We start from the raw sequence: 13,590 nt of genomic DNA, 5'->3' as shown, positions 1-13,590 counted from the left end.
GTGATCGCGGGCTTCAGCTCGTGGACGGTCCGCACGCTGTCGGCGCTGAAGCTCTGCACGACCAGCCGCCCCAGGTGCTTGCGGTCCAGCCAGCTCTCGTTGCCCAGGAGCTTCAGGGTCTGCAGCTCGATGCCCGGGTACAGCTCCGGGTTCTTGATCTCCAGGAGCAGGCTCTCGTGGTTGTGATCGAGCCGGCGCATGTACTGCTTCAGCGTCGGCACGCGCGTGCCCGCGTAGGCGGGGGAGAACCAGCTGCCGGCGTCCAGCCGGGCGATCTCGGCGGCCGTGAAGTCCTTCACCTTCCACGGCGCCCGCCCCGGGAAGACCTTCTCCACGTTCGTGGTGCGCTTCAGGCTGTCGTCGTGAATGACGACCAGCTCGCCGTCCTTGGTGCGCTGGACGTCGTTCTCGACCCAGGTGAAGCCCAGCTTCACCGCCTTGTCGATCGAGGCCAGCGTGTTCTCGGGGGCGTAGGCGGAGGCGCCCCGGTGGGCGATCACCGTGGGCCGACCGGCCTCGCCCGCCCGGGCGTCGGAAGCGGGGCTCATCAGGGCCGCCGTCGCCAGGGCCGCCGCGGCCAGGAAGGCGACTACGCGCGCGTGCATGCGTTCTCCTTGCGTCGTGTGAACACCGACAGCACCAGACTGACAGCAGAGGGTCAACGACACTCGGTGCACGATGGCCACACATCGAACGGAGATGTCCAAGCGCGCTCACCGGTGCCGCACAAGTGGGGCAAGGCCGTGATTCTTTGCCGGAAAATCGTTCGACCATACCGGTGGGGGTCATACTCTCTGCGACAACCCTGACCGTCCGAGCGGTACTGGGACGGGGCACATTTCAGGTGTTCAGGGACGCAAGAGTGCGGAAGGGCAGCCGCGAATGCAAGGCACGGTCGACGGATTCAGCTACGGGGCCGTCACCCCGTTGGTGGCCTATCTGATGGCCTGCCTCGGCGGTGCCCTCGGCCTGCGCTGCACCACCCGGTCCCTGCTGGTCAGCCACTCCTGGCGGCCGGCCTGGCTGGCCCTCGGCGCGGCCGCCATCGGCTCCGGCATCTGGACCATGCACTTCGTCGCCATGATGGGCTTCAGCATCAGGGAGACGCCCATCCACTACGACGGGCCGATCACCTACGCGAGCCTCGGGCTCGCCGTCGTCATGGTCGGCGTCGGGATCTTCATCGTCGGCTACCGGGGCGCCACCGGCGCCCCCCTCTTCACCGGCGGCACGATCACCGGTCTGGGCGTCGCCTCGATGCACTACCTCGGCATGGCCGGCATGCGCTTCCACGGACGGTTCACCTACAACACGCTCACCGTCACCGCCTCCGTCGTCATAGCGATGGGCGCCGCCACCGCCGCCCTGTGGGCCGCCGGACGCGTCCGCGGCTTCCTGTGGAGCGTGGGCGCGAGCCTCGTCATGGGGCTCGCCGTCAGCGGCATGCACTACACGGGGATGGCCGCCCTGAGCGTCCGCCTCGACCACACCGCCCACGCGGCCGGTGACGCCCCGAGCGTGTCCGCGCTCGTGCCGATGCTGATCGGCCCCCTCGTCTTCCTGCTCCTCGCGGGCGTCGTCGTGATCTTCGACCCGCAGATCGTCATGGGCCGTCCCCAGGGGACGCCCGTCGAGCACAAGCCGGGCGTCCCGGCCGCCGCCGTCGCCGCCCACGCGGACCGCCGCCCCGTGGTCCACCAGGGTCCGCAGCCCGTCGGCCGGCTCCAGAGCCAGGGCGCCCGCACCCCGCAGAACCGCTGATCGGGACCCGTTGTCAGTGCGGGGTCGTACGGTTGATGGCATGCGGCCCGTTTCCCACATCGAACGCACGGTGGCGCCCTTCGAGGTCGTCAGCCCCTACCAGCCCAGCGGTGACCAGCCGGCGGCCATCGTCGATCTGGCCAAGCGCATCGGGGCCGGTGAGAAGGACGTCGTCCTGCTGGGCGCGACCGGCACCGGCAAGTCCGCCACCACCGCGTGGATGATCGAGAAGCTCCAGCGCCCCACCCTCGTGATGGCGCCGAACAAGACCCTGGCCGCCCAGCTGGCCAACGAGTTCCGCGAGCTCCTGCCGAACAACGCGGTCGAGTACTTCGTCTCGTACTACGACTACTACCAGCCCGAGGCGTACGTCCCGCAGTCGGACACCTACATCGAGAAGGACTCCTCGATCAACGAGGAGGTGGAGCGCCTGCGACACTCGGCGACCAACTCGCTGATCACCCGCCGAGACGTCGTCGTGGTCGCCTCGGTGTCCTGCATCTACGGCCTGGGTACGCCACAGGAGTACGTGGACCGGATGGTCCCGCTGCGGATCGGCGACGAGATCGACCGGGACGAGCTGCTGCGCCGCTTCGTCGACATCCAGTACACGCGCAACGACATGGCCTTCACCCGCGGCACCTTCCGCGTCCGCGGCGACACCATCGAGATCTTCCCGGTCTACGAGGAGCTGGCCGTCCGCATCGAGATGTTCGGCGACGAGATCGAGGCGCTGTCCACGCTCCACCCGGTCACCGGCGAGATCATCAGCGACGACCAGCAGCTCTACATCTTCCCCGCCTCCCACTACGTCGCGGGCCCCGAGCGCATGGAGCGGGCCGTCAACGACATAGAGAAGGAGCTGGGGGAGCGCCTGTCCGACCTGGAGAAGCAGGGCAAGCTCCTGGAGGCCCAGCGCCTGCGGATGCGTACCACCTACGACATCGAGATGCTCCGCCAGATCGGCACCTGCTCCGGCGTCGAGAACTACTCGATGCACTTCGACGGCCGCTCGCCCGGCTCCCCGCCCAACACCCTGCTGGACTACTTCCCGGACGACTTCCTGCTCGTCATCGACGAGTCGCACGTCACCGTCCCGCAGATCGGCGCCATGTACGAGGGCGACGCCTCCCGCAAGCGCACCCTGGTGGACCACGGCTTCCGCCTGCCCTCCGCCCTGGACAACCGTCCCCTGAAGTGGGAGGAGTTCCAGGAGCGCATCGGGCAGACCGTCTATCTGTCGGCCACCCCGGGCACCTACGAGCTGTCGCGCTCCGACGGTGTCGTGGAGCAGATCATCCGCCCGACCGGCCTGGTCGACCCGGAGGTCGTGGTCAAGCCCACCGAGGGCCAGATCGACGACCTGGTGCACGAGATCCGCAAGCGCACCGAGAAGGACGAGCGCGTCCTGGTCACCACCCTGACCAAGAAGATGGCCGAGGACCTCACCGACTACTTCCTGGAACTCGGCATCCAGGTGCGCTACCTGCACAGCGACGTCGACACCCTGCGCCGTGTCGAGCTGCTGCGCGAGCTGCGCTCCGGTGAGTACGACGTCCTGGTCGGCATCAACCTGCTCCGCGAGGGCCTCGACCTGCCCGAGGTGTCCCTGGTGGCGATCCTGGACGCCGACAAGGAGGGCTTCCTGCGCTCCGGCACCTCGCTGATCCAGACCATCGGCCGCGCGGCGCGCAACGTCTCCGGCCAGGTCCACATGTACGCCGACAAGATCACCCCTGCGATGGAGAAGGCCATCGAGGAGACCAACCGCCGCCGGGAGAAGCAGGTCGCCTACAACAAGGCCAACGGCATCGACCCGCAGCCGCTGCGCAAGAAGATCAACGACATCGTCGCGCAGATCGCGCGCGAGGAGGTCGACACCGAGCAGCTCCTCGGCTCCGGATACCGCAACCTGAAGGACGGCAAGGGCGCCAAGGCACCCGTACCGTCCCTCGGCGAAAAGACCGCCAAGGGCGCGAAGGCCGGCAAGGCGGCCAAGTCCGCGAAGGGCAAGGGCGAGGCCACGGTGCCCACGGACCGCCCGGCGGCCGAACTGGCCGACCAGATCGAGCAGATGACCGAGCGCATGCGCGCCGCCGCCGCGGAGCTGCAGTTCGAGATCGCGGCCCGGCTGCGCGACGAGGTCTCCGAGATGAAGAAGGAACTGCGCCAGATGCGGGAGGCGGGCCTCGCCTGACCCTGCGACACCCCGCCGGACCTCGGCTTATGCGCCAAGTGTTGCAACACCGACACAAAGCGCGGGCCGGGGTTCGGCGTCGTCGGTGCCCGTGCGTAGGGTTCTGGACAGCCGTGCGGTGCGCGGCAACAGGGGAACATCGAGAGGGGATTCAGCCGTGTCCGTCAACTTGACCAAGGGTCAGGCCATCAGCCTGGAGAAGAAGGACGGGGCCACCCTCACCGCGGTCCGCATGGGGCTCGGCTGGCAGGCGGCGAAGCGGCGCGGTCTGTTCGGCTCGCGCACCAGGGAGATCGACCTGGACGCGTCCGCGGTGCTCTTCGCCGAGAAGCAGCCGGTCGACGTGGTCTTCTTCCGCCACCTGGTGAGCGACGACGGTTCCGTCCGCCACACCGGCGACAACCTCGTCGGCGGCGCCGGTCAGGGCGGTGACGACGAGGCGATCCTCGTGGACCTCCAGCGTGTCCCGGTCCACATCGACCAGATCGTCTTCACCGTGAACTCCTTCACGGGCCAGACCTTCGAGGAGGTGCAGAACGCCTTCTGCCGCCTCGTGGACGAGACCAACGGCCAGGAACTCGCCCGCTACACGCTGGCCGGTGGCGGCGAGTACACCGCGCAGATCATGGCCAAGGTGCACCGGGCGGGCTCGGGCTGGACGATGACCGCCCTGGGCACCCCCGCCAACGGCCGCACCTTCCAGGACCTGATGCCGGCGATCCTGCCGCATCTGTAGGACCGGACCGCCCGCCCACGCGGCGGGGCGAGCACGACAACACGACACAGGGGGGCGACGGCGATGACGGCCGAACTGGTGCGGGGGCAGAACCACCCGCTGTCCCAGGTCCGGCTGGAGATCCGGATCTCGGCCGGAGTGCCGGTCCTGGCCGGAGCCACGCTCGGCGACGAGAACGGCAACGTGCACGGCTCCCAGTGGGTCGCTCACCCCGGCGCCCCCGCACTGCCCGGCGTCGAGGTCTCCCGCCAGGCCGCAGCCCAGCACCGTCTGGCCGTCGACCTGTCCGCCCTGCCCGAGACCGTGCACCGCGTCGACGTGTTCCTCGCCCTGCCCACCGGGACCGCGGGCCCCCTCCGGTTCGGTGCCGTCGCCGCCCCGCACACCACGGTCAACGGCCCGGACGGCGCCGAACTCGTCTGCTACACCCTCACCGGACTGGACGCCGAGGCGGCCGTGCTCGCCCTGGAGCTGTACCGCAGACAGGGCGCCTGGAAGGTCCGGGCGCTGGGCCAGGGGTACGCCGGCGGTCTTCCGGCCCTCCTCGCCGACCAGGGGCTGCGCGAGGCCGAGGAGCTGGCGGCCACGGTCCAGGAGGCGACGGCGCACAACCTGGCGCGCGCCGTACCGGCACCGTCCCCCGTGCCCCCGCCCGAACCGGCGGTCATCCCCACCACGCCGGGGCCGGCGCCCTCGTACGACGCGGAACCCACGCTCGGCCGAGGCCAAAGCCCCTACGCCACACAGGCCCCGGGCACCGAGCCCCAGGGCCCCGCCGGCCCGGTCGACTACACACACCCCGATCGCCCTCGGCACACCACCCCGCCACCGCCGCCGCCCACAGCACCGGCCGCAGACGATCAGCCCGCGCCGCCGGTCGCGGGCGATGCCGTGGGCTGGTCCATGGAGGAGCGGCTGTACAACCAGGTCTGGGGCATGTTCGAGGACCTGGCAAGGACCACGGCCGCCTACCGCAGCGCCGTGGACTTCGCCGACTCCCGTCTGGAGAAGGAACTCGACCAGGCCCTCATCGACCCGCGCGGCCGGCTCGGCGCGGCGGGCGACGCCGCGCGCGAGGCCGCCCACGCACGCCGGGAGCAGCTGGTCGACCAGGCGCGCGCCGTCCTCGACCGTGACCTCGCGCAGCTCACCGCCGAGTCCGAGGTGGTCGAACCCGCGCTGCCGCCCGCGTACGCCCGCTGGGACAACCCGGTCTGGCACGGCTATCGCGTGCCCGCCGAGCCGCCGATGGCCTTGCGGCTCGGCGATCTGCACCTCCCCGAGAGCGTGCCGCTGCGCATCCCGATGCTGGTCAGGCTGCCGCTGGAGCGGGGACTGTGGATCGACAGCGGTCCGGAGGCCGGGCTCGACGGCCCCTTCCCGGACTCCGCCGAGCTGCGGCATCTGGCCATGGAGGCCGCGGTGGCGCTCGCGGCACGACTGTCGGCCGTGCACCCGGTGGGGGAGTTCGCCGTGCAGGTCATCGACCCGGCCGGGGCCGGAGCCCGCGCGCTCCTGCCGCTGACGCGGGCCGGAGTGCTCGGGACGCCGCCCGCGGCCGGCGCGGTGGGCGTGACGGATGTGCTGGAGAGGCTCACCCGGCGGGTCGATCTGCTGCACATGGCGGTGAGCGGTGGTGCGGCCGAGTCGCTGCCGGCCGATGTGGACATCGCGCAGCAGCTGCTGATCGTCAACGACTTCCCGCACGGTTTCGACGACCGGGCGGTGACCCGGCTGCGCTACCTGGCGGACGAGGGCCCGGCCGTCGGCGTCCACCTCCTGATGGTCGCCGACCGCGCGGACGCCGCCGCCTACGGCCCCTTGCTGGACCCGCTGTGGCGTTCGCTGATGCGACTCACCCCGGTCCCCGACGATCATCTCGTCGACCCCTGGGTGGGGCACGCCTGGACCTACGAGCCCGCGCTCGCACCGTCCGGCAGCCGGATCCTGGAGCGGGTGCTCACCGAGGTGGCCACAGCCAGGGCCAAGCACAGGTAAAGGGCAGCCGACCTGCACGCTTGGTCTTTATTTTACCTTTCTCTTTACCTTTCCTTGGTGATCGGGTACTCTTTTTCGTGCGGAGGGGAGTACTCCCTGACTGCGGCGCACCCGTCAGTACGGGCCGGTTCTGGCCCCGGGGCGTCGGCCCCGCGCGGGTGGAAGAGACCTCCGGCAGTGACAACGCTGAACGTGTTTGCCGTTACGAAATGCCGGAGGTGCAGTGGAAGTCTCCGTGACCCTGTGGGTCCTGACCATCGTGGGCCTGGCGGCCCTGATCGCCGTCGACTTCTTCATCGGGCGCAAGCCCCATGAGGTGTCGGTCAAGGAAGCCGGTGTCTGGACCGTCGTCTGGATCGCCCTGGCCGGCCTCTTCGGCCTCGGGCTGTTCGTCCACGGCGGCGGGCAGCCGGCCGGCGAGTTCTTCGCGGGCTTCATCACCGAGAAGTCGCTGAGCGTCGACAACCTCTTCGTCTTCGTCCTGATCATGGGGAAGTTCGCGGTCCCCGCCCAGTACCAGCAGCGCGTCCTGCTCGTCGGCGTCCTCATAGCCCTGGCCCTGCGGGCCGTCTTCATCGCCGCCGGAGCCGCCATCATCGCGAGCTTCTCCTGGGTGTTCCTCCTCTTCGGCGCCTTCCTGATCTGGACTGCCTGGAAGCTCCTCCAGGAGGCCCGGGCCGACGCGGAGGACGAGGAGTTCGAGGAGAGCAGACTGCTGAAGGCCGCGGAGCGCAGGTTCGGCGTGGCCGACCGGTACCACGGCACCAAGCTGTGGATCCGGCAGAACGGCAAGCGGGTCATGACCCCGATGCTGGTCGTGATGCTCGCCATCGGCACCACGGACGTACTGTTCGCCCTGGACTCGATACCCGCGATCTTCGGCCTGACCCAGGATCCGTACATAGTCTTCACCGCCAACGCCTTCGCGCTGATGGGTCTGCGTCAGCTGTACTTCCTCATCGGCGGCCTGCTGAAGAAGCTGGTCCACCTGTCGTACGGCCTGTCGGTCATCCTCGGCTTCATCGGCGTGAAGCTGGTCCTGCACGCGCTGCACGAAGCCGGTGTCCAAGTCCCCGAGATCAGCATCCCGGTCTCGCTCGGCGTGATCTGCGCGGTCCTGGCCGTCACCACGATCACCAGCCTCCTGGCCTCCAGGAAGCAGGCGGCCGCCGAGGCGGCGCAGGCCGAGGGTGAAAGCACGCGGAAGACCACCGTCGGCGCTTGACCGCGCCGCAGACAGGACCGCTCCTCCGCGCGTCGGACCACTCCTCCGTACGTCCTCCGGACGCAGGAACACACCTCTTGGAACAAGCGGGGCCCGGTAGCGCCGGTGCCGGGCCCCGTCAGGAAGGGACGAAAATATCCGGAAAGAACAGAATGCGAATCCTGTAGCTCTCTGCGAGCATCGCGGCATGATCACTAGGCTGCGGTCGCTCGCCCGGCAGTGGACGATTCTCGTGCCGGTGCTCGCGGTCGTCCTCCTGGTCTTCACCTGGGGCCGTGGTCTGCCCGGCGCGGTCGTCGCCCTGGTGACCCTCGTCCTCGCCGGGTCCGTCCTGGCGGCAGTGCACCACGCCGAGGTCGTCGCCCACCGGGTCGGCGAGCCCTTCGGCTCCCTGGTGCTCGCCATCGCCGTCACGATCATCGAGGTGGCCCTGATCGTCACCCTCATGGCCGACGGCGGTGCCAAGAGTTCCACCCTGGCCAGGGACACCGTCTTCGCCGCCGTGATGATCACCTGCAACGGCGTCGTCGGCCTCAGCCTGCTCGTCGCCTCCCTACGGCACGGCATCGCGGTCTTCAACGCGGAGGGCACCGGCGCCGCCCTGGCGACGGTGGCGACACTGGCCACGCTCAGCCTGGTGCTGCCCACCTTCACCACCAGCAAGCCCGGGCCCGAGTTCTCCAGCATCCAGCTGATGTTCGCCGCCCTGTCCTCACTGATCCTGTATGGCCTGTTCGTGGCCACGCAGACGGTGCGCCACAGGGACTACTTCCTGCCCATCACCCGGCAGGGCGTGGTCATCACCGGCGACGACCACGCGACGCCCCCGTCCGTGCGCACGGCCCGGATCAGCCTCGGCCTGCTCGGCCTGGCGCTGATCGGTGTGGTCGGCCTGGCCAAGGGCGTGTCGCCCACCATCGAGTCCGGGGTGGCGGCTGCGGGTCTGAACCAGGCCGTCGTCGGCGTGATCATCGCGCTGCTCGTGCTGCTTCCGGAGACGATCGCCGCGCTGCGCTCGGCGCGCCGGGACCGGGTGCAGACCAGCCTCAACCTCGCGCTCGGCTCGGCGATGGCCAGCATCGGCCTGACCATCCCGGCCGTGGCGCTGGCCTCCGTCTGGCTGTCCGGCCCGCTCGTCCTCGGCCTCGGCGCGACCCACATGCTGCTGCTCGCGCTGACGGTCGTGGTCAGCTCCCTGACGGTGGTGCCGGGACGGGCCACGCCCCTCCAGGGCGGTGTCCACCTGGTGGTGTTCGCGGCCTATCTGGAACTGGCGATCAACCCGTAGTCCGTCGGCGGTCATCCCGTGGCGGGCTCCGCCACCGGCACGGGGACCGGCCGCGTCTCCGGCAGCAGCGCGAAGCACCCGAGGCTCAGCAGCGCGACGCCCGTCAGATACAGGCCGACGCCCCAGGCGACGCGCCCGCTCCCTTGGGCGAGCGCCGTCGCCACGATCGGGGTGAGTGCGCCGCCGAGGACCCCGCCGAGGTTGTAGCCGACGGCGGCGCCGGTGCAGCGCACCCGCGCCTCGTAGAGCTCCGGCAGATAGGCGGCGATCACCGCGAACATGGTGATGAAGGCGATCAGCGCGCCCAGGATGCCGAGGAACATCATCAGCGGCTCGCCGGTCGCCAGCAGCGCGACCATCGGCAGCATCCACAGGGCGCAGGCCGTACAGCCCGCCAGACACATCGTCCGGCGCCCGAAGCGGTCGCCGAGCAGCGCCATGAGGGGCGTCAACGAGCCCTTCACCACCACGGCCGCCATGACGCAGGTCAGCATTACCGTGCGGCTCACCCCGAGTCGTTCCGTCGCGTACGCCAGCGACCAGGTCGTCACCGCGTAGAACACCGCGTACCCGGCCGCCAGCGCCCCGGCGGTCAGCAGCACCAGCCGCCCGTGGTGCCGTACGACCTCGACGAGCGGCACGCGCGCGTGGTCGTCGATCTCCAGGAACCGGGGGCTCTCGGGGAGCGACGAGCGCAGCCACAGCCCGGTCAGCGCGAGGGCGCCCGCCGCCCAGAACGGCACCCGCCATCCCCACCGCGCGAACTCCGCGTCGGACAGCGCCACCGACAGCACGAGCATCACCCCGTTGGCGAGCAGGAAGCCGATGGCGGGCCCCACTTGAGGGAAGCACGACCACAGGGCACGCCGTTCGGAGGGCGCGTGCTCGGCGGTCAGCAGCACGGCCCCGCCCCACTCGCCGCCGAGCCCGAGCCCCTGCAGAAAGCGCAGCACGAGGAGCAGCACGGGAGCCGCCACACCGATCGTCCCGTACGACGGCACACAGCCCACCGCGACCGTCGAGGCGCCGGTGAGCAGCAGCGAGACGACGAGCACCGGCCGCCGGCCGCGCCGGTCGCCGAGGTGCCCGAACAGCGCCGAGCCCAGCGGCCGGGCGATGAAGCCAACCCCGAACGTCGCGAACGCCGCCAGCGTTCCCGCGACCGAAGAGACCGTCGGGAAGAACAGCGGCCCCAGAACCAGCGCCGCGGCGGTGCCGTAGACGAAGAAGTCGTAGAACTCGATCGCGGTTCCGGCGAGGGAGGCGGTCGCGAGCCGCAGCATGGACGGGGTGCTCACAGACGGTGCATCGCGCATGTCAGGTCAACTACCCACAGTGATCGCCGGTTACGGGGGCGCGCGGAGGTGATCAACGGGTACGGAGCGCGCGCCCCGGTGACCTGTGCGTACGGCCGGCCGTGGGCGCCGGCGGCCGTGATACACCGGGTGGGAGCAGCGGTCGAAGACGCACCGCCCCGAACGGACCGGAGGAACCGTGCCCCGCACCCTGGCCAACGCCCCGATCATGATCCTCAACGGGCCCAACCTGAACCTGCTCGGCCAGCGCCAGCCCGAGATCTACGGCAAGGACACGCTGGCCGACGTGGAGGCGCTGTGCGTCAAGGCGGCGGCCGCGCACGGCGGCACGGTGGACTTCCGGCAGTCCAACCACGAGGGCGAACTGGTCGACTGGATCCACGAGGCGCGCCTGAACCACTGCGGGATCGTCATCAACCCCGCCGCCTACTCGCACACCTCGGTCGCGATCCTGGACGCGCTCAACACCTGTGACGGCATGCCCGTGCTGGAGGTGCACATCTCCAACGTCCACCAGCGCGAGTCGTTCCGGCACCGCTCGTACGTCTCGCTGCGCGCCGACGGCGTGATCGCCGGATGCGGGGTGCAGGGCTACGTGTTCGGCGTGGAGCGTGTCGCCGCCCTGGTGGACGCGGCACAGGCCGAGGCGTAGCCCCGCCGGCCACAGGCGGCCCGATTCCACGATCCGCCGCAGGAAGCGCCGGGGGCGTTCCTGCTGCGGATCGCCGAAGACCTGCCCGGCGGTGCCGCGTTCCAGGACGACCTCGCCGTCCTGGAACAGACCTCGTCGGCGACGTCCCGCGCGAAACCCATCTCGTGCGTCGCCAGCACCAGGGTCATGCCCTCGTCCTTCAGCCCCCGGACCATCTCCAGCACCCCGCCGACGAGTTCGGGGTCGAGGGCGGCCGTGATCTCGTCCAGCAGCAACAGCCGGGGCCGCACGGCGAGGGCCCGTACGATCGCCACCCGCTGCTGCTGGCCGCCGCTGAGCCGGTCCGGGTAGGCGTCCGCCCTGCCGCCCAGCCCGACTTGGTGGCCGGCCCGCCCTTGGCGCAGCTCGCGCCGGCCGAACCGGACGCGGTGGCCGACGCCTTCTCCCCGGGCTGCGGCGCACAGCCGACAGCAGTGGCGAGCAGGGCGATGGTGGCGGCCGCTACCGCACTGCGCTGAGGGCGGTGTGCATGGCGGGAGAGTGGCAGCGAACCTCGTGTGTGTCGAGGTCACCACGGTGTTTGTCCGCATGCTGGGAACGGGTGTTGCGCCCGTGTGAACGCGGAGCGAAACAGCCCACGCGCGCGTGCCCGAGCCTGGGCCGCCGGCCGAGGGCGGGGTGAAGACCGGCGGCCCATACCCCTCAGGAGCCGTCATCCTGTGCGGGGCTGCCACCAGTTGACTCCGTATGACCGGCCAGGGGGAGCGCGCGCACGACACGGGCGTGTGCGAAGCGTTCACACGGGGCGCGCGGGACGAGATGCGCGCCGGGCGCAGACGACGCGAGAACCCTGCCGACAACAAAAGGCGCTGATAAGAAAGCGCGCCGACATCGAAAAGGCGCCAACAACAAAAGGCAAGGAGGAAAACCACTCCTTGCCACTCTCAACTTATAGCGCACTGGGGGGCTTGCGGCAAGGGCCCGGTGATGCCGCAAAATCGCAGGCCGAAGCCAGAATCCGCGAAATCGGGAGACTCGCCAAGTGCCTGTGTTGTTGTCATTCTTCGAGCCCGCTCGCTCGCCTGGGCGCGGGTGGGCGCGCCATCGACCACACGGCCGCGGCATCGGATCGGAGCCGCTGACATGAGCCCTCTGACCGCCGGCGCGTTCGACCTTCCCGACCGTCTCTCCGTCAAGGCCGACCCCGAGCTGATCGCCGGGGACGAGAAGCACTTCGCGGCCATCGCGGAGGCCCTCGAACAGGCGATCGCCGAACTGTCCGACCGCCTCGACGCCGAGCTCAGGGCGCCCGGCGGCGTCGGCCGCCAGGCGATGGACCGGGATGCGGAGGTCCACCGGCTGACCGGCTGGCTGCGCGCCCTGCGCCGCTTCGGCCTGGACCTGTGCCTCGGACGCGTCGTCGGCGCGGACGAATCCGAGCCCTTGTACGTCGGACGGCTGGGCCTCACCGACAGCGCGGGGCGACGGCTGCTGGTCGACTGGCGCTCTCCCGCGGCCGAGCCGTTCTTCGCGGCGACCCACGCCGACCCGATGGGGCTGGCGAGCCGCCGCAGGTACCGCTGGACCGGCGGCCGGATCAGCGACTACTGGGACGAGGTGTTCACCGCGGACGGGCTCGAGCGGCACGCCGCGCTCGACGACCAGTCCGCCTTCATCGCCAGTCTGGGCGGCAGCCGGTCGGCCCGGATGCGGGACGTGCTCGCCACCATCCAGGCCGACCAGGACGCCGTCATCCGGGCCGGATCCCGGGGTGCCCTCGTCGTCGACGGCGGTCCCGGCACCGGGAAGACCGTCGTCGCCCTGCACCGCTCCGCCTACCTCCTCTACTCCGACCCCCGGCTCGGTCACCGCCGCGGCGGCGTGCTGTTCGTCGGTCCTCACCAGCCCTACCTGGCCTATGTCGCCGACGTCCTGCCCAGCCTCGGGGAGGAGGGCGTGCGGACCTGCACCCTGCGGGACCTCGTCGCCGAGGGAGCCGCGGCGGCGGACGAGTCCGACCCGGAGGTCGCCCACCTGAAGTCGTCCGCGCACATGGTGAAGGCGATCGAGACGGCCGTCAGGTTCTACGAAGAACCGCCCACCGAGGGGATGACGGTCACGACCCCCTGGGCCGACGTCCGGCTGAGCGCCGACGACTGGGCCGAGGCGTTCCGGGCGCCAGGGCCGGGCACGCCGCACAACGAGGCCCGTGACCTGATCTGGGAGGAACTGGTCGCGATCCTGCTGGACAAGCACGACGACGACATCCCGCCCGACCTGTTCCGCCGGGCCCTGCTGCACGACGAGGAGCTGGTCGGCACCCTCGACCACGCGTGGCCGCTGCTCGAAGCGGCCGACCTGGTCGGCGACCTCTGGTCGGTTCCCGCCTACCTGCGGATGTGCGCTCCCTGGCTCGG

Annotated in this window: 10 protein-coding genes and 1 pseudogene; 8 read left to right on the top strand and 3 right to left on the bottom strand. The window is 70.5% G+C overall.

Annotated elements, in window-relative coordinates; translation table 11 throughout:
- On the bottom strand, positions 1-605 hold a 605-nt coding region (locus ACWEN3_RS26555), incomplete at its 3' end, for a glycerophosphodiester phosphodiesterase family protein (protein WP_452975744.1).
- Between the two features lie 277 nt (positions 606-882).
- On the opposite strand from ACWEN3_RS26555, the gene ACWEN3_RS26550 reads away from it, so the two are divergent.
- The 6 genes from ACWEN3_RS26550 to ACWEN3_RS26525 all read left to right on the top strand — a co-directional run bounded on the left by ACWEN3_RS26550 (position 883) and on the right by ACWEN3_RS26525 (position 9,205).
- Positions 883-1,761 (top strand): MHYT domain-containing protein, encoded by an 879-nt coding sequence (locus ACWEN3_RS26550; RefSeq protein ID WP_452975742.1) that lies wholly within the window; start codon positions 883-885, stop codon positions 1,759-1,761.
- 40 nt (positions 1,762-1,801) lie between these two features.
- Positions 1,802-3,958: an excinuclease ABC subunit UvrB gene (uvrB, locus tag ACWEN3_RS26545; protein ID WP_452975740.1), complete on the top strand. Its 2,157-nt coding sequence runs from the start codon at positions 1,802-1,804 to the stop codon at positions 3,956-3,958.
- A gap of 157 nt (positions 3,959-4,115) precedes the next feature.
- On the top strand, positions 4,116-4,694 hold the full coding sequence (locus ACWEN3_RS26540; protein ID WP_452975738.1) for a TerD family protein: 579 nt from the start codon (positions 4,116-4,118) through the stop codon (positions 4,692-4,694).
- A gap of 63 nt (positions 4,695-4,757) precedes the next feature.
- Positions 4,758-6,692 (top strand): TerD family protein, encoded by a 1,935-nt coding sequence (locus ACWEN3_RS26535; protein WP_452975736.1) that lies wholly within the window; start codon positions 4,758-4,760, stop codon positions 6,690-6,692.
- Positions 6,693-6,915: 223 nt separating this feature from the next.
- Entirely contained in the window at positions 6,916-7,917 is a 1,002-nt protein-coding gene (locus ACWEN3_RS26530) for a TerC family protein (protein WP_452975734.1), read from the top strand.
- 187 nt (positions 7,918-8,104) lie between these two features.
- Positions 8,105-9,205 carry a calcium:proton antiporter gene (locus ACWEN3_RS26525; RefSeq protein WP_452975732.1) on the top strand — a complete coding sequence of 367 codons (1,101 nt, stop codon included), beginning with the start codon at positions 8,105-8,107 and terminating at the stop codon, positions 9,203-9,205.
- Positions 9,206-9,216: 11 nt separating this feature from the next.
- Here ACWEN3_RS26525 and ACWEN3_RS26520 read toward each other — a convergent pair whose 3' ends face one another.
- Entirely contained in the window at positions 9,217-10,488 is a 1,272-nt protein-coding gene (locus ACWEN3_RS26520; protein WP_452975746.1) for an MFS transporter, read from the bottom strand.
- Between the two features lie 211 nt (positions 10,489-10,699).
- Here ACWEN3_RS26520 and aroQ point away from each other — a divergent pair, with 211 nt between their 5' ends.
- Entirely contained in the window at positions 10,700-11,173 is a 474-nt protein-coding gene (aroQ, locus tag ACWEN3_RS26515; RefSeq protein ID WP_452975730.1) for a type II 3-dehydroquinate dehydratase, read from the top strand.
- Between the two features lie 12 nt (positions 11,174-11,185).
- Here the strand turns inward: aroQ and ACWEN3_RS26510 are convergent.
- Positions 11,186-11,550 (bottom strand): annotated as a pseudogene (locus ACWEN3_RS26510) (ATP-binding cassette domain-containing protein); the annotation flags it as partial.
- Positions 11,551-12,316: 766 nt separating this feature from the next.
- Between ACWEN3_RS26510 and helR the strand changes: the two are divergent.
- A partial coding sequence (gene helR / locus ACWEN3_RS26505; RefSeq protein ID WP_452975728.1) for an RNA polymerase recycling motor ATPase HelR occupies positions 12,317-13,590 on the top strand: 1,274 nt, incomplete at its 3' end.

The sequence above is a fragment of the Streptomyces sp. NPDC004561 genome, assembly GCF_053602155.1.
This window is presented reverse-complemented; position numbering and strand designations above follow the sequence as displayed.

What these genes read in the sequence shown, in the direction of transcription:
- ACWEN3_RS26550 (WP_452975742.1), top strand. Translation starts at nt 883, where the DNA reads ATGCAAGGCACGGTCGACGGATTCAGCTACGGGGCCGTCACCCCGTTG.
- uvrB (WP_452975740.1), top strand. Translation starts at nt 1,802, where the DNA reads ATGCGGCCCGTTTCCCACATCGAACGCACGGTGGCGCCCTTCGAGGTC.
- ACWEN3_RS26535 (WP_452975736.1), top strand. Translation starts at nt 4,758, where the DNA reads ATGACGGCCGAACTGGTGCGGGGGCAGAACCACCCGCTGTCCCAGGTC.
- ACWEN3_RS26525 (WP_452975732.1), top strand. Translation starts at nt 8,105, where the DNA reads ATGATCACTAGGCTGCGGTCGCTCGCCCGGCAGTGGACGATTCTCGTG.
- ACWEN3_RS26520 (WP_452975746.1), bottom strand. Translation starts at nt 10,488, where the DNA reads ATGCTGCGGCTCGCGACCGCCTCCCTCGCCGGAACCGCGATCGAGTTC.